A 19,360-nucleotide genomic window follows, 5' to 3' on the forward strand; every position below is an offset into this window, starting at 1 on the left:
GCAAAACCCTTTCGACTGCCAGCGACTTTTGAAATCGAACCTCTTTTACTGTGCGGAGCGTGTTCCCATATACTGGGCTCAATCAGGGATTTGAAAGGACGTGGGCTGATGGTCCTCGAAGCGCCGATCGTTGCGGCAGACGTCGTACAATGGCTCTACAGCGATGCGCCCCAATTGAAGGGGACGCTGGAAATCGTCACTGAGATGGCGAAACGTCTGCGCGCCGGAAAAGTTCCGGTCGATCGTGTCACCACAGGGATCTGGGTGGTGCATCCGAACGTGCGCGCGGAAAGCTCGATCTGGGTCAACGGCCAGACGCCGGAATTGCGTCTTCACACTGCTGAGAACAAATCGCAGGACGAGTACCAGAAAAGCCCGATCAAGCGCGTGCATGAAACGCAGAGGGTCGTTCGAGTGGAAATCGGCAAGAAGCCGGCTGTCGCCGACGAATTTCCGATTACCGCAGAGCTGCGCCAGGAAGGTTATACCGACTATATCGCTCTGCCCATGCGGTTCTCCGACGGTTCGGTGAAAGTTGCGAGTTTCGCCACCAAGACACCAGGCGGATTTTCAGGGTCGCATATCGGCGTTTTTGAATCGCTGATCCAGCCGCTTGCCCTCGTATGTGAACTAAAAACACTGCGTCGCACCGCTGAAACCGTTCTGGACACCTATGTCGGCCCGCGGGCGGGTTCGAAGGTTCTGGACGGCACCACGCGGCGTGGAGAAGGCGAGTGGATCAAGGCGGTTGTCAGCTTCGCCGACATCCGTGGGTTCACGCGTCTTTCCAACACACTTCCAGCGGACAAGATCGTATTGTTTCTGAACAAGTATTTCGGAGCGATGACAGCAGCTGTCGAAGCCCACGGTGGCGAGGTGCTGAAGTTCATTGGCGATGAAGTGATGGCGATCTTTCCGTATGAAACCGAAGAGGAAGCCAGGGACGCCTCGGTGCGTGCGCTGATGGCAGCACGTGAAACGCTGACGCGAATCGAGGCGATCAACACGGCCCGAACTTGTTCGGTCACACCTGACCTGAGCGTTGGAATTGCCCTTCACGCGGGCGATGTCTTCTACGGCAATGTCGGCAGCGAAACGCGGCTGGACTTCACGGTCGTCGGCCCAGTGGTCAATCTTGCGGCCCGTATTGCAGAGCTTGCAAAGGATCTGCAGCGCCAGCTTCTGGTCTCGGATGCCCTGGCCGATATCATGGGGTGCCGGTCGGGCCTTTTTGGCCGCTATCAGGTGAAGGGGTTTGATGAACCCGTATCGGTGTATTCGCCGGATTTGTCCGCGGACCCCAAGTTCGGATATTGCCCCAAGAGCACGGCGGCTCTGGCCTTGGAAACGAACTGACGACGTAGCAGGACCAGGAGAACGGCGAGGGTGGTTGCGGCAAATACATAAGGCCCGGCGAACCACCCAAGGAAGCCGATCGAAAAGAACAGCGCTCGCTGGCCGCGATTGAAATGGCGGCCTGCGAGAACGCCCAGCTCCCCCGCCTGCGCAGCCATTTTCGCGATCACTTCGTCAGGTGCCTGACCTTGTTGCGGGACTGCGCCCATGACGATGCTGGCATAATTGAAGAGCCGGTATGCCCAGCCGAATTTGAAAAATCCATAGGCAAAGATCAGCATCAGGGCGAGCACCTTGATTTCCCAGAGCGCGCGGCTGTCGGCCACCGGGATGGACAGGTCACCGGCGACCTGAACGATGCGTTCCGTTGCATCCAGCAGCGCAAAGCCGCCGCCGATTGCCAGTAGGGACGTTGACGCGAAGAACGCAGTGCCTTGTTGCAGCCCGGACATGATAGACGTGTCCATGATGCGGACTTCCCGCAGGCTCATGGCACGCATCCAGCCGCGTCTGTAGGTTTCCATGGCGCTGGACAATGTCTTTTTACGCAGCGGACTGACATCGATCAGCAAATTGAAACCGAGCCAGGCAAACAGAAACCAGGCGGCTGCTGCCAGGTCCATATTCGAGAGCGCGTGCATCCTGATCCCTTTTGATTCTCCGGTGGCCGAATCCGGCCATGGTCTGTCTTACCAGACTTTTTCCTGGTCCCTAACAGGCAGCACCGAGAGGACTAAGTGGCTGAATTTCCTGATGCGAAACGAGGAATGCAAAAATGCGGGATCAGCTGCTCTTTTTTTGCGCTTGCGAAATGGTAATGGATCGTTTACCTCCTCGCCTCAATGGCGCCATATTTGAGGTCGGTGGGACCCGGCGCCGCACAACAATATGTAGGGTTTTTATGGACGAAAACGTGCAGAAATCTTGTTGGAGCGTCACTCTCTGGACTGTCGCTGCAGTGGGCCTCGCATTGACGATGGTACTTCTGTTCAACGATGTTGAAAGTGCACAACAAGCCGTCGCCGCCGCCAAATAAGCCAGCGGGACGCAATGAAAACAAAGGCGCAGCGTGAGGCTGCGCCTTTTGTCGTTTTAGGGGACATTTTATGCGAGCTCGGTATTCTCCGAGCTGAGAAGGCGTCGCTCGAACTTCGGGCGTGTCAGTTTCCGGCAGAACTGGTTGAGAACGAAATCTCGGGTCTGTCCGACGGCCCGTAGGACTGCCTGAATTCCATTTGCCGCACCACTGTCCTGTTGCCGGGATGGCTGATGAGGAATGCGGTATAGGCTCTTTCACCCAGAGGCAGCAGTACAAGTTGAACGGTGCCGGATCCTGGCCAGTCCAGTTCCGCGCCCCAGGCCGGAACATCTTCCGGATTGTCTTTCCCGAACAATGCCTGAATGTCGATGTCATGAAGCAGGGACGTTCCGTTGGCGTCCCACGTCAGCGCGGCCAGGCCTTGTTCCAGCGGAAACAGGCTGAGTTTGGCGCCGTTGATCTCGACATCAAGACGGTTGGTGGCATCCCTTTCGATCAGGGCCGTGCCTTCGTTCATGTCGGTTGCCAGCGCGATGCGTTCCCCGTTGCTTTGAACAAACCCTTCTGTGTTCACCACCTTGAATATGCCAACGGGGATGCTTTCCGCCTGAAGTGGCAAAACGGAAACGAGAAAGACCAGCAACGATGTGAGTGTACGTAACACGCCCGGACCCTGTATTGAGCTTTTGTCCGGATCATACACCTTCAAAACTTTAGAAAGTCTTTGTCCAATACCGGACTCAGTGCGCTAAGCTGCTCAAAACTCAAGGTTATCGTCTATTTTGACAGGGATACCACGAGGTCCTCTATTGTCGAATGTTCCGGTTGCCAGCCAGTTGCCCTTTGGGCATGGCTGACGTCGACGGACTGCGACAAGGCAAATCCGGCGGCCCAGTCGGTAAGCGGTTCAGTTGCCTCAGGGGCCGGAACTGTCACGATTTCCAGCGGCAGTCCGTGGCGGGCTGAAATGTGAGATGCCAGATGACCGACCGAGATGCCGGGAATGCAGCTCGCGATCAGGGACATCCGGAACCGTGCGTTCTTGAGGGCAAGAGCATAAAGCGCGGCAAGGTCGTTGATTTCAACAAGCGCCCATTTGGTTTGCGACGTCGCGCGGGTTACAAACGGCCTGCCTTCTTTCAGCGCGGCCGTCATCTCGGCAATCGGCCCGGTCGTCTGGCCGCAGGCGAGGGCCGGATGAATGACCGTCAGATTGAGATCCGTTCCGTGTGACAGGGTCCTGATCGTCTCGGTCATGAAGCGAAACGCGGGTAAGGGCGCGAACTGGGTTTTCTCGGTCAACAGGCTGTCGCCTGCGGTTGCGGGAAAGAGCCAGATGCCTCCGGTGTAAATAATCTTGAGCGGCTGCTTGCGGTGCCTTGATGCCTGCTTCAACGCAAGCATGCTCTGGCGGTCAACACGGCCCATGTCTTCAGAAAAAGTTGCACCAAGATGGATGACGGCATCGCATGAGGCCGCCCGTGATACCCAGCTTTCCGGTGCTCGCAAGTCGCCCGGGTAGGCGCTTGCACCGAACGCACGCAGCTTGGCCGAGGACGCGTCAGAGCGGGCCAGACCGATTACCCTGGCACCATCCTGAACCAGCCGCTTTACCACGGCAGAACCGATCTCGCCGGTTCCACCCGTTACAAATACTTCCATGGACAAAGAGAACCGCGTTCTTGCCATCGGCGCAAGCTGAAGCTGCCTGTGAAATTGGACAATCCACCGCCGTTTCTCGCCACAATCTTGACCTTGGCGGGAAGCCTGATACGTCAGAAGCATGACCTTGCATCTGGTAAAACTGTGCGTCGGCGCGGACAGCGTCGAGTCTCTTCAGGCCTGGATCGATTTTCGTATGGAGAACGCCCGCAAATCGGGACTTCCGGCGGAAACGATCCATACGACGCGCATGGTGCCAACCCGCAAGGACGAGCTTCTGGACGGTGGGTCTCTCTATTGGGTGATCAAGGGCAAGATCCAGGTGCGTCAGCACCTGATCGACATCAGGCCGTTTACGGATCAGGCGGGCGTCAAACGCTGCGACCTGGTGATGGAGCCGAGACTGATCCTGACGCAGTACCAGCCCAAGCGGCCGTTTCAGGGCTGGCGATATCTGAAGGTGCAGGACGCGCCGGCGGATCTGAAGGCTGGTGGTGCGGCACACGCCATGCCGGAGGACATGCGGCGGGATCTTACGGAACTCTGCCTGCTTTGATCCTCTGATATCAGCCTGGATCCGGCAGGGCTTTCTGAAGATGCGTGACCAGTGTGCCGAGTTCCGGCCAGCCGCGCCCGAGGCCCGGGTTCTCCTTCTTTCGTGTCATGGCAAGATGGGCATAGCCATGCACCAGCGACCACACGAGTATCTCGATTTCTTCCGGATCGGTCCCTTCAGGGATCAGCGGTGCGCATGTTTCGCGCAGGATGGCGTAGGCCCTTGAGGCGTGGACCGCGAATTCCTCGTCATCCTCATTGAACTTCTGTCCCGAGAAAATGAACAGGAACAGCTCCGGGTGGCCGGTGGCGAAATCCAGGTACCCCTGACAGATCGCGCGCAGTCTTTCTGTTGCCGCAGGAGGAGACGCATCTAGGCGTTGTTCCATCGCCTGGCAAAACAGGGCGAAGCCGCGCCCTGCAATCGCCGTCGACAAACCTGTGATGTTCTTGAAGTGATAACCGGGCGCAGCGTGTGACACACCCGCCTTGGCAGCGCATTCACGCAACGAGAGCTTGTCCGGACCACGTTCTCGCAAAAGCGCCACACCTGCATCAACGAGGGCTTTTCGAAGACTGCCGTCTCTTTTGCGACGAGGAGGAGGAACTGTCATGTGGTCTTCATCGGTCATTCGCTTGACAGTGTCAAGTTTCGCTCTATCTTGACACTGTCAAGTTATGTTGGAGGGTCGGTATGTCGATGGTTTCTAGGTTTGCAGCAAACGTCGCTTTTTGGACGGCAGCCGTGAGCGCCGCTCTGGTCGCCGTGGCTTCATTGAGGTTTTTGGCGCTGGGGGTATCCGCTTCTATGGAATTCGTGGCGCATAACCTCGACGGAAATGCGCTGATGCTTTACGCCCATATCGGTGTTGCACCGATCGCACTCGCGTTGATGCCGTTTCAATTCGTGTCAAGGCTGCGAGCCAGCAGGCCGAAACTGCATCGCTGGCTGGGGCGAGGGTATGTCGTGTCGATCCTGATCTCGGGGATTGCAGGACTTCAGCTGGCCTTTCACACGACTGCAGGGACCTTCGCTGCAACAGGTTTTGCGATTCTCGCAGTCTTGTGGCTGGCGACGACCGGCATCGCGTTCGCCTTTGCCTTGAGGCGGCAATTCCCGCGTCACCGAGCCTGGATGCTGCGTTCGGCAGCTCTTACATTTGCTGCCGTAACATTGCGGGTCTATCTGGGGAGCAGTATGGCGGCGGGGGTCGATTTTGATGTCGCCTATCCACTTATCGCCTGGCTGTGCTGGGTGCCTAACGTCTTCGTCATGGAGGCATACCTGCAGATGGCTCGGCCCGGAAAGACACGCCTGATTTCAGCGACGGCGTAAGAACATGATCGGCTGCGCCATGTCGCATCCGACGGCTTGAGACTTGCCAAAACCGCTGCCCCGACCCAAGTTGAGTGTCACCAACTGGCAGAAGGAGGCGGCCGTGAACGTCAAGACCGGCAGAGGCACGGTAGACCCTATGGTCAAGCAGGACGCCCGCGTGCCTTCAGCCGAATCCGATGTTGCTGCCTTTCTTCAGAAGGCCAAGGAAATTGCACCGCAACCGGGCAGCGGCGGGCGGTTGGTGTTTGCCCTGGACGCTACCATGAGCCGTCAACCGACCTGGGACCAGGCCTGTCAGATCCAGGCGGAGATGTTTCAGGAAGCCGGCAAGATTTCAGGCCTCAGCATCAAGCTTGTCTATTTTCGCGGTTTCGGTGAATGCCGGGCGTCCCGGTGGTTTTCCAGCGGCACTGAGCTTGCCCAGGCCATGAGCCGGATTTCCTGTCAGGGTGGGCGTACCCAGATCCGAAAGGTACTCTCGGCTGCCTTGTCCGCTGCCGATACCGAGAAAATCGCGGCGCTGGTCTATGTCGGCGATTGCATGGAAGAGGACGTGGATGCCCTGTGTGACAAGGCAGGTCAGCTGGGCATGCTTGGTGTGCCGATGTTCCTGTTTCAGGAGGGGCGTGACGGCGTCGCTGAGCGCGCGTTTCGCGAGATGGCCAGACTGACCAACGGCGCCTTTTGCCGGTTTGATTCCGGTTCTGCCCAGCAACTGGCCGATCTTTTGAAAGCGGTTGCCGTTTTCGCCAGCGGAGGCCGGACGGCACTCCAGCAGCTGGAAAAGCAAGGCGGCAAGGGCGCAACGCTTCTGCTGCAGCAGCTACCATCGGCCCGCTAGAGCCCGGAAAGCGCCGGGCTTGCACTTCCTTGCTGTAGCCGGTGCCGGAGGTTTACATACTCGGCAACTTTCGACACGTGACTGGAGTAGGGCCGGGGCATCCCAATGTGATGGTCCCGGGCCGGCGAACGGGGAACCAACCGCCACATGATTTATTTGATTATCGGCTTGATACTGCTGACCGCCCTGTTGACGCTCGGCAACAAGTTCGTGAACGCCAATCCCGCAAATCTGGCCAGAGGACTGCGCCTCTTCGGAGGAGCGTTTCTGATGGTGTTGGCGCTTGTCTTTGCGCTGACGGGCCGGTTCGTGTTTGCCATCCCGTTGTTCGGGCTTGGCTTGTCGGTGCTGGGGATGTCCGGGCTGAACTGGCTCTCGTCAGGCTACAAACCTCAGAAAACCTCCGGACAACGTTCCCGTGTGCGGACCGCTATGGTGGAGATGGAACTCGATCACGATACCGGTCACATGACCGGGACCGTGCTGGCAGGCACCTATCAGGGGCGCGAGCTGGATCAGTTGACCGAAACGGACCTGGAAGCCTTTTGGCAGGAGACGGCCCAAGACGGTCAGAGCCAGAAGCTAGTCGAAGCTTATCTCGACCGCAGGCTTGCCAGTTGGCGTGAACACTTCCAGGCGAATGGAGCAGAGCGGCAGGGAAGCGCGGCGAGCTCTGGCCCCATGACAGATGAGGAGGCCTACCAGATCCTGGGGCTTACGCCCGATGCCGGGGACGCGGAAATTAGAGCCGCGCACCGCAGGCTTATGATGCGGGTCCATCCCGACCAGGGAGGCTCCGGTTTCCTCGCGGCGAAAATCAACGAGGCTAAAGACACGCTTCTCAGAAGACATTGACGGCATCCGTTACGCGGTTACTGGTAGATGGCGAAGCAAGCGTATTTTGCCTTTTTCAAGCTTTTGCAGGCATTCCACGCAGCTGTTTTGGTGTCGAAGCCGACGAAGCGGGCCCGGTAGAGGGTCTGTCCGTTGGTGTCGACGGGTTCGGTGTAAGGGACCCGGCCACGAAGGGCGGATCCGGTCTTGGCCTTGGCGTTCTTCAACATAGTGATGGCCTGGCCTTCGGATTCTGTTGCGGCGATCTGGACCTGCCAGCCCGGCTCGACATCGCGGGTGTCGCTGGTTGCAACCGTAACGCTGTCGTCGTCGCTGCTGTTGTCGGCAGCTGCGGTTTCAGGCGCTGCAACCGTTTCAACCGGCGTCGTGTTGACCGCGATCGTCTGAACGGAGACCGTCTTGACCGACTGCGCGGAGCCGACAGCGCGCTGGCTGTTGTCCGACTTCACGACCTCTGCTCTTGCAGCTTCGATCAGGGCAGTCCGGGAAATCGAATTGGTGTTCAGCGGCTCATCCGGGCTTGAAGGCGGGATCGGCGGCAAAGCTGTTGCGACTGCAAACGTGCTGTCAAAGCGTTGCTTGACCAGTTTCGGCGGCAGCGGAACGTCGTTGCCAAAGCCTGGAACCGGAGCAGGGGCCTGGGCCGAAGCCATGACTGGCGCATTGGACGCAGTCACGGGAAGGGGGGCCGGAGCCGGTGTCGGAATGGCGCCTGGGTTGGACGGTGCGGTGAATGCCAGCACCATGGGCTCACCCGTTGCAGGCACAGGTTCGCTTCCCGGCTTGCTGTTCGGAAGAGGCGGGTTCTTCAGCGCAATTGCCACGAAAGTCGGTTCAGAAGTGTTCTGAACGATCAGCGGGGCCGTTTTCGGGCCGCGGCTTGCCTTGGGCAGATAAGAGTTGATGAGCTTTGTCATCTGCGCGTTGCGTGACGCGCCGGTCTTGCCACCCATCACGACGGCCACAATCTGCCGTCCGTCCCGGTTCACAGATGTCACCAGGTTGAAGCCGGATGCCCGGATGTAACCGGTCTTGATGCCGTCTACGCCCTTTACACGGCCCAGCAACTTGTTGTGGTTGCCATAGGTGCGTCCGTTGTACTTGTAGGCACGGGTTTTGAAGTAGCCGTAGTACTGCGGGAACCGTTCCTGAATCGCGCGGCCAAGCGTCGCCATGTCGCGGGCTGTCGTACGCTGACCGCTGTCGGGCAGGCCGTGCGGGTTGCGGAAAGTGGTCTTCGACATGCCGATCTGGCGCGCCGTACGGGTCATGCGCTCGGCGAATTTCTTTTCAGAGCCACCAAGGTTTTCAGCGATCACGGATGCGACGTCGTTCGCGGACTTGGTAACAAGTGCGAGGATGGCGTCCTTGACCTTGATTGTGCCGCCGGGCTTGAGGCCCAACTTGGAGGGTGGACGTGCTGAAGCGTAGCTGGAAACGCTCAGGTTGGAGTCCAGCGACAGTCGCCCGGCTTCCAGTTCCTCGAACACAATATAAAGCGTCATGATCTTGGTGAGCGATGCCGGATACCGGTAGGCGTCAGCCGAGGAGGAGTAAAGTGTCTTGCCGGTTTTTGCATCAACGACGATCCCCGCATATTTCGGGTTGGCCATCGCCGTTGCCGGGACCCCCAGGAGCACCAGGCCGAGGGTCAAGATCTTAGCGGTGCGGGCGAGAGCCCGTCCTTTGCGAAAAATACGCATCCCAAACACAATTACTATCCCATTCTGGGTCACGTGGTTCGTATCTGGAGCGGCACGGTTCGGATCTTAACCCCCTGCGATTCAAAGCCGCGGCCCCGTCGTTCTCCATGTCATTTGATGGAATCACGGTTACGAATGAGTAAATGAATGATCGAAAAAGCACTTAAAAAAATAGTTTTTTGTTAGAGTTAATTGTTGGTTAAGGTTGTGTTTTGCGTACTTGATAAGAATTATTTAGATCTAATCTTATTTTCATTTGTTTTATTGGTTAAGCGTTCGTTTATTTTCGGTGTCTGTTGTTCCGAAGTTGGTCAAATTCAAGAATCTGACTGAAATCTTGCTGAGGCTCTGTTGTTTCCTGCTTCCGGTTGCTGGTGCCAATCTCGATCAGGGACATCTGTTTTCAGAGGGAAGTCTGACAGCTTACGCCATGGAAGGATTGTCAAGTTCGCGTAATGGTTGTTTTTGCAATGCAAAATCGCCTTGACACTTATTGTGCAGTGCATTACGACAAAATCCCGTTAGGTAACGCGATACGCGCGCCGGGCCGCCCCATAAGGCCGATGCTTGGGATTGGAAACCGGTTCGCCGGAAAAGGGCAGAAAAATGATGAACAACTTTGATGAAATGCAGAAGATGAGCAAAGACAACATGGATATGGCCATGGCGTCTTTCGGCTCCGTCAGCAAGGGTTTCCAGGCCATCGCCGCTGAAATGGCCGACTACCAGAAAAAGTCCTTCGAGGAAGGATCCGCAGCTGTTGAGAAGCTCGTTTCCTCCAAGTCCCTCGACAAGGCATTTGAAGCGCAGGCCGACTACGTCAAAACCGCTTATGAAGGTTTTGTTGGCGAGATGACGAAGATTGGTGAAATGGTCACCGACATGTCCAAGGATGCCTACAAGCCTTACGAAGGTGTGATGGGCAAGCTTGCGAAATAAGTTTTCCTTTCAGCCGTCGCAGGACGGCTTGAAGCTTCAAACCCGGCTCCGACGAGCCGGGTTTTTTCGTATATGCACAGATTTACAGGCTTGCCGCGGTTTATCCTGCCATTTGCGGCCGGATTTCGAAATGCGTTCTCTTGCCACCTTTTAATCATTATCGGGCAACCTACATTCCTCTTGACCGGCAGCGCAGGGACTACAAATGCGCTGTTGACCTTTATGTTGATGAAATCGACCATTGCGCGAGCGCGGCTTGCGCGGCAGGATTACCACTGAGAATGCGTATTCGCGGCGCAGTCCGTGCTGCGGAAAGCTCTGGACCAGCTGCGCAGGGCAGTGTGTTCAGGATTCGAAATTTGGTGATGGCCGGAGTGATAGAGGCAAAAGAAACGGCAATGTCGGCGGGCTCTGATTATGACAATGACGGTGGCGACGCCGGAACGGTTACAGTCACCCGTACCAAAACAGTAACCAAGCGGCCAAATCTCTATCGAGTGCTGCTGTTGAACGATGACTACACTCCGATGGAGTTCGTCATTCACGTTGTGGAGAACTTCTTCCAAAAAAACCGCGAAGAGGCGACCCGCATTATGCTGCATGTTCACCATCACGGCGTCGGGGAATGCGGGATTTATTCCTACGAGGTCGCGGAGACGAAAGTCACCCAGGTGATGGATTTCGCGCGCAAGCATCAGCATCCGTTGCAATGCGTCATGGAAAAAAAGTGAGGACAAACGCACGTGCCTTCCTTCTCACGCAGTCTTGAAAAAGCACTTCACCAGGCTCTGGCCTTCGCCAACGAGCGACAGCAGGAGTATGCAACGCTGGAGCATCTTCTGCTGGCGTTGCTGGACGACCAGGACGCGGCTGCGGTCATGCGGGCTTGCAACGTGGATCTGGAAACGATCCGCCGCAATCTGGTTGAATATATCGAAACCGAGCTGGACAACCTTGTCACGGACAGTGACGAGGATTCCAAGCCGACCGCGGGCTTCCAGCGCGTGATTCAGCGGGCGGTTATCCACGTCCAGTCGTCCGGCCGTGAAGAGGTGACCGGTGCCAACGTGCTTGTTGCGATCTTTGCCGAGCGCGAAAGCCATGCGGCCTACTTCCTGCAGGATCAGGACATGACCCGTTACGACGCGGTCAATTATATCTCGCACGGCATTGCCAAGCGTCCCGGCATGTCCGAGGCCCGTCCAGTCGAAGGGGCGGATGAAGAAGATGTGATGCCCGGAGCTGAAACCGAGAAGAAGTCCAGTCAGAAGACGGACGCTCTTGAAGCTTACTGTGTCAATCTCAACACCAAGGCCACCAACGGCAAGATTGATCCGCTGATCGGGCGCGACAGCGAAATTTCGCGCACGATCCAGATCCTGTGCCGCAGGTCGAAGAACAATCCGCTCTTCGTCGGCGACCCGGGTGTCGGCAAGACCGCCATTGCGGAAGGGCTGGCGCATCGCATCGTCAATGGCGATGTGCCGGATGTCCTGAAGGATGCCACCATCTTCTCGCTCGATATGGGGTCGCTGCTGGCGGGTACGCGCTATCGCGGCGATTTCGAGGAGCGGCTGAAGCAGGTGGTCAAGGAGATCGAGGACTACCCGGGTGCGGTGATGTTCATCGACGAGATCCATACTGTGATCGGCGCCGGTGCAACCTCTGGCGGGGCGATGGATGCGTCCAACCTTCTGAAACCTGCGCTTGCTTCCGGAGCGATCCGCTGCATCGGTTCGACCACCTACAAGGAATACCGCCAGTTCTTCGAGAAGGACCGGGCGCTGGTTCGCCGTTTCCAGAAGATCGACGTCAACGAGCCGTCGATCCCGGACGCGATCGATATCCTGAAGGGCCTGAAGCCTTACTTCGAAGACTTCCACAAGGTGCGTTACACCAACGATGCCATCAAGGTGGCTGTGGAGCTGTCGGCGAAATATATTTCCGACCGCAAGCTGCCGGACAAGGCGATCGACGTGCTGGATGAAACCGGTGCCTCGCAGATGCTTGTTCCCGAAGCCCGCCGCCGCAAGACCATTGGCGTGAAGGAAATCGAGAACACGATTGCCACCATGGCCAGGATCCCACCGAAGTCCGTTTCCAAGGATGATGCGGAGATTCTGGAGAACCTCGGCAAGGATCTGAAGCGGGTTGTCTACGGACAGGATGAAGCTATCGGGACGTTGGCGTCTGCCATCAAGCTGGCGCGTGCCGGTCTGCGTGAGCCTGACAAGCCGATCGGCAGCTATCTGTTCTCCGGCCCGACAGGCGTCGGCAAGACGGAAGTCGCTCGGCAGCTGGCATCTTCACTGGGTGTTGAACTGATCCGGTTCGACATGTCCGAATACATGGAGCGGCACACCGTGTCGCGCCTGATCGGTGCACCTCCGGGATATGTCGGCTTCGACCAGGGTGGCCTCTTGACCGACGGTGTCGACCAGCATCCGCACTGCGTGCTGCTGCTGGACGAGATCGAAAAGGCCCATCCGGACCTGTTCAATATCCTGTTGCAGGTGATGGACCATGGCAAGCTGACCGACCATAACGGCAAGCAGGTCGATTTCCGCAATGTCATCCTGATCATGACCACCAACGCCGGTGCCGCGGACATGGCCAAGATGCCGGTTGGCTTCAATCGCATGAAGCGGGAAGGCGACGACGCGGAGGCGATCAACAAGCTGTTCACGCCTGAGTTCCGCAACCGTCTTGATGCGATCATTCCGTTCGGCAATCTGCCGATGGAAGTCGTCTACAAGGTGGTCGAGAAGTTCGTCATGCAGCTGGAAGTCCAGCTGGCTGACCGCGGCGTGACCTTCGAACTGACGGAAGATGCCGTCAAGTGGCTTGCCGACAAGGGCTATGACAGCCAGATGGGGGCTCGCCCGCTTGGGCGGATCATCCAGGAGCACATCAAGCGGCCTCTGGCGGACGAGGTGCTGTTCGGCAAATTGAAGAAAGGCGGAATGGTCAAGGTCACCGTGTCCGAGGACGGCAAGGGTCTGCTTCTGGAAAGCATCGAGGAGCGTGCGACACCGCCAAAAGCCAAGGCCAAGACCGAAACCAAGGCAAAGCCGAAGCGCCGGCGCAAGCCTACTGCCAAGGCAGCGGCCGCCAAGGATACGAAGCCTCCTGCAGGCAAGAGCGGTCCGGCCAAGAAAAGCCTTGTGCCCAAGGTACCGCTGGCCGACTGAGGCCCTGCACAATCAGATAGGAAAGGCCCCGAAGAGATTCGGGGCCTTTTTGTTTTTCGCATGCACAGACGACGCGCAATGCGCGAAACGGGCCGGGTTGGAACACGCCCTGGGCCTGTTCTCATTCATGTTTGGAATTGAAACCATTCAGGAAAATCATTTGCCGCCACCGGGCTGCTTGCCTAGCTATGAAGCAGACACTTTCGGGAGAACGGACATGAGCGATAACAAGGTTGCGATGATCACCGCTGGCGGCTCCGGCATGGGGGCCGATGCAGCAAGACGGTTGGCTGCAGATGGGTTCCGGGTCGCAATTCTGTCGTCCTCCGGCAAGGGGGAAGCGCTCGCGGAGGAATTGGGCGGGGTCGGGTTCACCGGATCCAATCTTGTTGCAGACGACCTGACCTCCTTTGTCAGCAAGACGGTGGACGCTCTTGGCCGGATCGATGTTCTCGTCAATTCGTCCGGACATGGCCCGAAAGGCGATATTCTGGAAATCTCCGACGAGGACTGGCACCTCGGCATGGATTACTACCTGATGAATGTCATTCGCCCGGCACGCCTTGTCGCCCCGATCATGGCTGCACAAGGTGGTGGAACGGTGATCAATATCTCCACATTCGCCACCTTCGAGCCGGACCCGATGTTTCCGACTTCCGGTGTGTTTCGGGCAGGGCTGGCCAGCTTCACCAAGCTGTTTGCCGACAAGTTCGCTGCCGAGAACGTGCGCATGAACAATATCCTGCCCGGTTTCATAGACAGCCTGCCGGAGAAGGAAGATCGCCTGGCGCGGATCCCCATGGGCCGCTACGGCCGCTCGGACGAAATCTCAAGCCTGATCGCCTATCTGGCCAGCGACGAGGCGGCCTATATCACAGGTCAAAACATACGTATCGATGGTGGGCTGACGCGGTCGGTGTGAGCTGTTCAGAGGGCATCAAAAGGGAGTTCGGCAATTCGCGTGCCGAACTCTTTCGCCAATTGGCACTCTGGACAGAAAATCTCCAAAAAGGTAAGGCTACCTTACTAACTGCCCAGAGATGAGTCAGCTTGATGACAGCTCCTGATCAGCCAGATATCGACCAGGAATTCCAGAACCCGCCGGAACATGCCCGGGTCTGGATGGCGCGTGGAGCGCGGGCGGCGGTGTCTATTCCAGCGTTTATTCTGACTGCGGCGTTTGTCGGATATGCGGGGCTTGCCCGTGAAACAGGACTGACGCTCTTTGAGACGCTGGCAATGACCGGTTTCGTCTGGGCGCTGCCTTCCATCGTGGTTCTGACCGGCGCGATTTCTTCCGGAATGGGTATCCTTCCTGCCGGAATTGCCGTCGCTCTTGCGTCAGTCCGCCTGATGCCGATGACCATGGCCTTGATGCCGCTGGTCAAGGTGCCGGGCAAGACAAAGACCTGGCAATTGCTGATCGCGTCTCATTTCGTTGCGGTGACTGCCTGGGTGTTCGCGATGAAGCACCTGCCGGACATGCCGAGGGAAGGGCGTCTGCCGTTCTTCATTGGTTTTGGCGCGGCGGTGACCAGCTTCGTTTTCTGCATGACCGGTGTCTCCTACCTGTTGGTTGAAAGCATGCCGGGCATGGTGGCGGGTGCCTTGTTCCTGCTGACGCCTGTCTATTTCCTGTGCTCGCTCTGGGGGGCTGCAAGGCTCAATGCCGACCGGGCGGCCATGGTCGCAGGACTGCTGCTCGGACCGGTCTTCTTCACCTATCTGCCCGGACTGGATCTGCTTTGGACCGGCCTTGTAGGCGGCACGATTGCCTACCTCGGAACCAGGATCATGCGCAGGGGGCTGTCGTGATGGAGGGATCGACGGCAGGTGGATTGGTATCCGAAACCTGGTGGCCACTGGTGATGATCATCATCGCCGGCTGGTTTGCAACTGACGTCTGGCGGTGGCTGGGTGTCTTTGCCGGTGGCAGGCTGCGTGAAGACGGCGAACTGCTGATCTGGGTGCGCTGTGTTGCAACCGCACTTGTGGCCGGAGTGATTTCCAAGCTGATCCTGTTCCCGCAAGGTGTGCTGGCAGAAACACCGCTCTGGCTGCGTCTGGCTGCCGCCGGTTTCGGCTTCGCGTCGTTTTTTGCAGCCCGGCAGCGTGTGTTTGTCGGCGTACTTGCCGCAGAAGTCTTTCTCGTTTCCGGTTGGCTGATCCTCGACACGATGGCTTCCTGACACCAAGCGATTTCCCGTGTTCACTTGCCCGCCAGATAGGCTAGGTTGAAGAGTACGGCGATTGCACCCGGTCAAGGAGAGGAACATGGCGGATCAGGTCGAACTCTTTTATGCACCTCAGACACGTGCCACCGGCGTACGTGTTCTCCTGGAGGAGCTGGGCGCACCTTACAAGCTGAATGTGCTCAATCTGAAGTTGGGTGAAAACCGGACCTCCCGATATCTTGCCGTCAACCCGGCTGGCAAAGTTCCGGCATTGCGCGTTGGCGAGGCAGTCATTACCGAACAGGTCGCGATCTATATCTATCTGGCCGACCTGTTTCCCGAAAAAGGACTGACACCCTCGCTGGATGATCCACTGCGTGGACCGTACCTGCGATGGTTCGTGCATATGGCATCCTGTTTTGAGCCGGCACTGATCGACCGCGCACTCAAGCGTGAAGAACCGCCGCATTCCATGTCCGCCTATGGTTCTTTTGACACCGTCATGGAAAGCATGCGTGCCCAGCTGGCAAAGGGACCCTTCGTCCTTGGAGAACGGATGACGGCTGTCGACGTTCTGTGGGGCATGGGGCTGCGGTGGGGAACAATGTTCGGCATCGTACCGGAATTCGAAGAATTCACCGCCTACATCGAGCGGTTCGCCGAAAGGCCGTCGGTGGTCAAGGTACTGCAGGAAGACCAGAACATGGCCAGGGAGCAGGAAGACGCTGCTGTTCAGGCGGGCGTCGCGTAAAATTTTGTCACAAGCGGCGTCTTCTCAGCGATGCGCAGCACCGTCTGCGGTTACCCTCTCTTCTATCCGCAATCCTGACAGGACAATCCTTTGCCGCGCACTATCTAACGAAACGTCGTTTTTGCGGCACTAAACTTCGAATGGGGGATGATCGGATAAAACGCAGCCGACCTAGAGTTAACGATTGAAACCGGGCGCAAGCCAGATGGTGACTGTAAACTTGGAGGTAATCTGACGATGAAGGACAAGTACAAAGATACGGAAATGCTGGAAAAGCTGGGCGAGGCCGCAAGATCTGGCCGTATTTCCCGCCGTGATTTCCTGAATTATTCCATGGCTGCCGGTGTTGCAGCTTCCGCCGCAACAGGGCTCTGGACCACGAAAGCCAAGGCGCAACCAAAGCAGGGCGGAACCTTCAAGGTCGGCATCCATGACGGCAACACATCAGACACCCACGATCCGGGCACCTATCTCACCATCGCCATGATCGTGCTGGCGCATACTCACCGCAGCTATCTTACCCTGATTGAACCAGACGGGTCTCTTGGGCCGGATATCGCCACCGAATGGACGGCGAATGCGGACGCAACGGAGTGGACTTTCAAGCTCAACGAAAACGTTACCTTCCACTCCGGTCGCAAGATGACAGCCGACGACGTCATTGCATCGATGAACCACCACCGCGGCGACAGCACGACCTCCGCGGCCAAGGCTCTGCTGACTGACGTCGCTGATATCGTCAAGGACGGCGACAACACGATCGTTTTCAAACTGTCTTCGGGCAATGCGGATCTGCCGTGGCTCATGACCGATTACCATCTGGCCATTTGTCCGGCGAACGACGATGGCTCGATCGATTGGGCTTCGGGCGACGGTACCGGTCCCTACAAGATCGAAACCGGTGACTTCGGTGTCAGGTTCTCTCTGACGCGCCATGACGGCTGGCATCTGGACGGTGCACATTTCGACGGCGTGGAACTGATCATCCTGACCGATCCGAACGCCCGTCAGACGGCTCTGGTTACTGGCGACGTGGATGCCGTTTCGCTCATCGATCTGAAGACGATGGGTCTGCTTGCGCGCAATCCAAACCTGGAGATCGACAATGTGCCGTCTGCCTCGACGCTCACGATGCCGATGTTCTGCGACACGCCTCCGTTTGACAACAAGGATGTTCGCAACGCACTCAAGCTCGCGATGAACCGCGACGAGATCATCGAGAAGATCGCCTTTGGTGCAGCGACAAAGGCAAACGATTTCCACCATTCGCCAGCCATGCCTTATTGGCCGGATGACATTCCCCAACACGACTACGATCCGGACCAGGCGAAATCGCTGCTGAAAAAGGCCGGTGCCGAGGGACTATCCATCAGCATCTCCTCTGCAGAATCCATCTACTCCGGCGCGGTCGATCTTTGCGTGCTTTATGCCGAACATGCCAAGGCGGCAGGCATCGACATCAAGGTCGTGCGTGAACCGAACGACGGTTATTACTCCGATGTCTGGCTGAAGAAACCGTTCTGTGTGGTGGCCTGGGGCGCACGTCCGACACCGGACGTAATGTATTCTCTGGCCTACAAGTCCGACGCCGCCTGGAACGAGAGCCATTGGCAGAACGAACGTTTCAACGAACTGCTGTTGATGGCGAAGGCCGAATTGGACGACACCAGGCGGGCGGAGATGTACCGCGAAATGGCGTTGCTTGCGCATGACGACGGTGGCACGATTATCCCGTTCTTCCGCAACTTCGTTTATGCCCGCCGCAGCAACGTTCAGCATGGTGAGCAATTGGCATCGAGCTGGGAGCTCGACGGTGCCCGTGCCTGCAGCCGCTGGTGGTTCGATAGCTGATTGAGCATCGAGAAAAACGCCCGCCCGGTTTGAAGCCAGGCGGGCGTTGTCTGTTGTGTGCTGAATGGCTGAAGATGCTCGCCTGGCTCAGGCCAGTGCGGCTCGTATCTTTTCTGCTTGGGCTGCCAGCACGTCATTGTCTGCCATTGCGCCAGTATGGGGTTTCAGCGACACGCCCTCGAAACGTGGAATGACGTGGACGTGGGTGTGGAACACCACCTGTCCACCGGCAGGTTCTGAGAATTGCTGGACGGTCGTGCCGTCGGCATCGAAGGCCTTGATCACCACCCTGGCCATGGTCTGCGTTGTTGCCATGACCGCGTTGAGATCTTCCGGCGCGATGTCCAGAATGTTGCGGGAAGGGGCTTTCGGGATCACCAGAACATGACCATCGCCGCGGGGCATGATGTCCATGATCACCAGTGTTTTGTCGTCCTCGTAAACCTTGTGGCTCGGCAGTTCGCCGCGCAGGATTTTGGCAAAGACATTCTGGTCGTCATAAGCGGGCGTGGACATGTTTGCATTCCTGTCTGATAGGCAAAAGAATTTCGCGAAGCGGTGTTCAGAAACGAGCCACCCCGACACTTCAGGGTTGATCAAAGGACTATCAATCGATTCCGATCAAGAGTTACTCCTGATCTAGTCCGAGTTTTCTTGCAGCTGCAAGCCGCGACATGCGGCAGAACCGCCCGGATGAGTTTGCTCAAGCCGCGGTTGTTCAGGAAACGGTTTCGGTGGCCAGTTGACCGGCATTTGATGCTTCAGGATCCGTTTGCGATGCGCATGTGAGCTTCAACCCCAGGTCCTCCAGCCTTGTCCTGTCGGGTTTGTAGAACATCCAGTTGCCGATCCGCTTTCCCGTTACCAGGCCTGCTTCCGACATCTTTTTCATGTGCGAGCTTACGGTCGGTTGGCTGAGGCCCACCTTGTCGGTGATGAAACCCACACACACGCCGTCGTCCACGAGATCTCCGTCCCGCTGGCGGGGAAAGTGGGCTCGAGGGTCGAGCAGCCACAAAAGGATCTGCAGCCGCACAGGGCTCGCCAGTGCCGCCATTGCCAATGAACTTGACTCTACATCTATATTGATATTCATCTATATAG

The 19,360-nt window shown here is 57.6% G+C and carries 20 protein-coding genes; 13 read left to right on the top strand and 7 right to left on the bottom strand.

The genetic code is table 11. From position 1 onward, the window contains the following. Positions 1-108 precede the first annotated feature (108 nt). Positions 109-1,356, top strand: a complete 1,248-nt coding sequence (locus tag Q666_RS55100; RefSeq protein WP_022998315.1) for an adenylate/guanylate cyclase domain-containing protein — start codon at positions 109-111, stop codon at positions 1,354-1,356. On the opposite strand, the gene Q666_RS65670 is transcribed toward Q666_RS55100, so the two are convergent. From Q666_RS65670 to Q666_RS55120, 3 genes are all read right to left on the bottom strand, one after another. After that, positions 1,242-1,997 (bottom strand): DUF599 family protein, encoded by a 756-nt coding sequence (locus Q666_RS65670; RefSeq protein WP_075282964.1) that lies wholly within the window; start codon positions 1,995-1,997, stop codon positions 1,242-1,244. The two genes, Q666_RS55100 and Q666_RS65670, sit on opposite strands and share 115 nt — an antisense overlap. A gap of 519 nt (positions 1,998-2,516) precedes the next feature. Then, complete coding sequence (locus tag Q666_RS55115; protein ID WP_152506418.1) at positions 2,517-3,059, bottom strand: hypothetical protein; 543 nt, start codon at positions 3,057-3,059, stop codon at positions 2,517-2,519. Positions 3,060-3,172: 113 nt separating this feature from the next. Further along, positions 3,173-4,057, bottom strand: coding sequence for an SDR family oxidoreductase (locus Q666_RS55120; RefSeq protein WP_035909384.1), 885 nt, complete (start codon positions 4,055-4,057; stop codon positions 3,173-3,175). A 121-nt stretch (positions 4,058-4,178) separates the two neighbouring features. Here Q666_RS55120 and Q666_RS55125 point away from each other — a divergent pair, with 121 nt between their 5' ends. Continuing rightward, entirely contained in the window at positions 4,179-4,613 is a 435-nt protein-coding gene (locus Q666_RS55125; RefSeq protein ID WP_022998320.1) for a DUF1489 family protein, read from the top strand. A 10-nt stretch (positions 4,614-4,623) separates the two neighbouring features. Here the strand turns inward: Q666_RS55125 and Q666_RS65105 are convergent, their stop codons facing one another. Beyond that, the gene (locus Q666_RS65105; protein ID WP_161633199.1) at positions 4,624-5,226 is read right to left on the bottom strand and encodes a TetR/AcrR family transcriptional regulator; all 603 of its coding nucleotides are present in this window, start codon (positions 5,224-5,226) and stop codon (positions 4,624-4,626) included. Between the two features lie 131 nt (positions 5,227-5,357). Between Q666_RS65105 and Q666_RS55135 the strand changes: the two genes are divergently transcribed. From Q666_RS55135 to Q666_RS55145, 3 genes are all read left to right on the top strand, one after another. Further along, positions 5,358-5,948: a DUF2306 domain-containing protein gene (locus Q666_RS55135; protein ID WP_208993793.1), complete on the top strand. Its 591-nt coding sequence runs from the start codon at positions 5,358-5,360 to the stop codon at positions 5,946-5,948. A 103-nt stretch (positions 5,949-6,051) separates the two neighbouring features. Further along, on the top strand, positions 6,052-6,792 hold the full coding sequence (locus tag Q666_RS55140; RefSeq protein WP_031268354.1) for a hypothetical protein: 741 nt from the start codon (positions 6,052-6,054) through the stop codon (positions 6,790-6,792). Positions 6,793-6,939: 147 nt separating this feature from the next. Then, complete coding sequence (locus Q666_RS55145; RefSeq protein WP_022998324.1) at positions 6,940-7,647, top strand: DnaJ domain-containing protein; 708 nt, start codon at positions 6,940-6,942, stop codon at positions 7,645-7,647. A gap of 17 nt (positions 7,648-7,664) precedes the next feature. On the opposite strand, the gene Q666_RS55150 is transcribed toward Q666_RS55145, so the two are convergent. Continuing rightward, complete coding sequence (locus Q666_RS55150; protein WP_022998325.1) at positions 7,665-9,350, bottom strand: SPOR domain-containing protein; 1,686 nt, start codon at positions 9,348-9,350, stop codon at positions 7,665-7,667. Between the two features lie 606 nt (positions 9,351-9,956). Here Q666_RS55150 and Q666_RS55155 point away from each other — a divergent pair. The 8 genes from Q666_RS55155 to Q666_RS55190 all read left to right on the top strand — a co-directional run bounded on the left by Q666_RS55155 (position 9,957) and on the right by Q666_RS55190 (position 18,256). Further along, positions 9,957-10,289 carry a phasin family protein gene (locus tag Q666_RS55155; protein WP_031268356.1) on the top strand — a complete coding sequence of 111 codons (333 nt, stop codon included), beginning with the start codon at positions 9,957-9,959 and terminating at the stop codon, positions 10,287-10,289. Between the two features lie 398 nt (positions 10,290-10,687). Beyond that, positions 10,688-11,020: an ATP-dependent Clp protease adapter ClpS gene (gene clpS, locus Q666_RS55160; RefSeq protein ID WP_031268357.1), complete on the top strand. Its 333-nt coding sequence runs from the start codon at positions 10,688-10,690 to the stop codon at positions 11,018-11,020. 12 nt (positions 11,021-11,032) lie between these two features. Continuing rightward, a complete protein-coding gene (clpA, locus tag Q666_RS55165) occupies positions 11,033-13,480 on the top strand; it encodes an ATP-dependent Clp protease ATP-binding subunit ClpA (protein WP_022998328.1) in 2,448 nt (815 codons plus the stop codon). 217 nt (positions 13,481-13,697) lie between these two features. Beyond that, positions 13,698-14,402 (top strand): SDR family oxidoreductase, encoded by a 705-nt coding sequence (locus Q666_RS55170; RefSeq protein WP_022998329.1) that lies wholly within the window; start codon positions 13,698-13,700, stop codon positions 14,400-14,402. A gap of 131 nt (positions 14,403-14,533) precedes the next feature. After that, positions 14,534-15,295 carry an AzlC family ABC transporter permease gene (locus Q666_RS55175; RefSeq protein ID WP_022998330.1) on the top strand — a complete coding sequence of 254 codons (762 nt, stop codon included), beginning with the start codon at positions 14,534-14,536 and terminating at the stop codon, positions 15,293-15,295. Next, positions 15,295-15,669 carry an AzlD domain-containing protein gene (locus tag Q666_RS55180; protein ID WP_022998331.1) on the top strand — a complete coding sequence of 125 codons (375 nt, stop codon included), beginning with the start codon at positions 15,295-15,297 and terminating at the stop codon, positions 15,667-15,669. The genes Q666_RS55175 and Q666_RS55180 overlap by 1 nt, the downstream gene beginning before the upstream one ends. An 85-nt stretch (positions 15,670-15,754) precedes the next feature. Continuing rightward, on the top strand, positions 15,755-16,405 hold the full coding sequence (locus Q666_RS55185; RefSeq protein WP_022998332.1) for a glutathione S-transferase family protein: 651 nt from the start codon (positions 15,755-15,757) through the stop codon (positions 16,403-16,405). A gap of 237 nt (positions 16,406-16,642) precedes the next feature. Then, complete coding sequence (locus tag Q666_RS55190) at positions 16,643-18,256, top strand: ABC transporter substrate-binding protein (RefSeq protein ID WP_022998333.1); 1,614 nt, start codon at positions 16,643-16,645, stop codon at positions 18,254-18,256. An 87-nt stretch (positions 18,257-18,343) separates the two neighbouring features. Here Q666_RS55190 and Q666_RS55195 read toward each other — a convergent pair whose 3' ends face one another. Together Q666_RS55195 and Q666_RS55200 are read right to left on the bottom strand one after the other, a co-directional pair. Then, positions 18,344-18,772, bottom strand: a complete 429-nt coding sequence (locus Q666_RS55195; protein ID WP_022998334.1) for an HIT family protein — start codon at positions 18,770-18,772, stop codon at positions 18,344-18,346. A gap of 202 nt (positions 18,773-18,974) precedes the next feature. Then, the gene (locus tag Q666_RS55200; RefSeq protein WP_200863732.1) at positions 18,975-19,352 is read right to left on the bottom strand and encodes a metalloregulator ArsR/SmtB family transcription factor; all 378 of its coding nucleotides are present in this window, start codon (positions 19,350-19,352) and stop codon (positions 18,975-18,977) included. Positions 19,353-19,360 lie beyond the last annotated feature (8 nt).

The organism is Labrenzia sp. C1B70 (assembly GCF_000475395.1).
Classification (GTDB): domain Bacteria; phylum Pseudomonadota; class Alphaproteobacteria; order Rhizobiales; family Stappiaceae; genus Roseibium; species Roseibium algicola.

What these genes read in the sequence shown, in the direction of transcription:
- Q666_RS55100 (WP_022998315.1), top strand. Translation starts at nt 109, where the DNA reads ATGGTCCTCGAAGCGCCGATCGTTGCGGCAGACGTCGTACAATGGCTC.
- Q666_RS65670 (WP_075282964.1), bottom strand. Translation starts at nt 1,997, where the DNA reads ATGCACGCGCTCTCGAATATGGACCTGGCAGCAGCCGCCTGGTTTCTG.
- Q666_RS55120 (WP_035909384.1), bottom strand. Translation starts at nt 4,057, where the DNA reads ATGGAAGTATTTGTAACGGGTGGAACCGGCGAGATCGGTTCTGCCGTG.
- Q666_RS55125 (WP_022998320.1), top strand. Translation starts at nt 4,179, where the DNA reads ATGACCTTGCATCTGGTAAAACTGTGCGTCGGCGCGGACAGCGTCGAG.
- Q666_RS65105 (WP_161633199.1), bottom strand. Translation starts at nt 5,226, where the DNA reads ATGACAGTTCCTCCTCCTCGTCGCAAAAGAGACGGCAGTCTTCGAAAA.
- Q666_RS55145 (WP_022998324.1), top strand. Translation starts at nt 6,940, where the DNA reads ATGATTTATTTGATTATCGGCTTGATACTGCTGACCGCCCTGTTGACG.
- Q666_RS55150 (WP_022998325.1), bottom strand. Translation starts at nt 9,350, where the DNA reads ATGCGTATTTTTCGCAAAGGACGGGCTCTCGCCCGCACCGCTAAGATC.
- Q666_RS55155 (WP_031268356.1), top strand. Translation starts at nt 9,957, where the DNA reads ATGATGAACAACTTTGATGAAATGCAGAAGATGAGCAAAGACAACATG.
- clpS (WP_031268357.1), top strand. Translation starts at nt 10,688, where the DNA reads ATGTCGGCGGGCTCTGATTATGACAATGACGGTGGCGACGCCGGAACG.
- Q666_RS55170 (WP_022998329.1), top strand. Translation starts at nt 13,698, where the DNA reads ATGAGCGATAACAAGGTTGCGATGATCACCGCTGGCGGCTCCGGCATG.
- Q666_RS55175 (WP_022998330.1), top strand. Translation starts at nt 14,534, where the DNA reads ATGACAGCTCCTGATCAGCCAGATATCGACCAGGAATTCCAGAACCCG.
- Q666_RS55180 (WP_022998331.1), top strand. Translation starts at nt 15,295, where the DNA reads ATGGAGGGATCGACGGCAGGTGGATTGGTATCCGAAACCTGGTGGCCA.
- Q666_RS55185 (WP_022998332.1), top strand. Translation starts at nt 15,755, where the DNA reads ATGGCGGATCAGGTCGAACTCTTTTATGCACCTCAGACACGTGCCACC.
- Q666_RS55190 (WP_022998333.1), top strand. Translation starts at nt 16,643, where the DNA reads ATGAAGGACAAGTACAAAGATACGGAAATGCTGGAAAAGCTGGGCGAG.
- Q666_RS55195 (WP_022998334.1), bottom strand. Translation starts at nt 18,772, where the DNA reads ATGTCCACGCCCGCTTATGACGACCAGAATGTCTTTGCCAAAATCCTG.
- Q666_RS55200 (WP_200863732.1), bottom strand. Translation starts at nt 19,352, where the DNA reads ATGAATATCAATATAGATGTAGAGTCAAGTTCATTGGCAATGGCGGCA.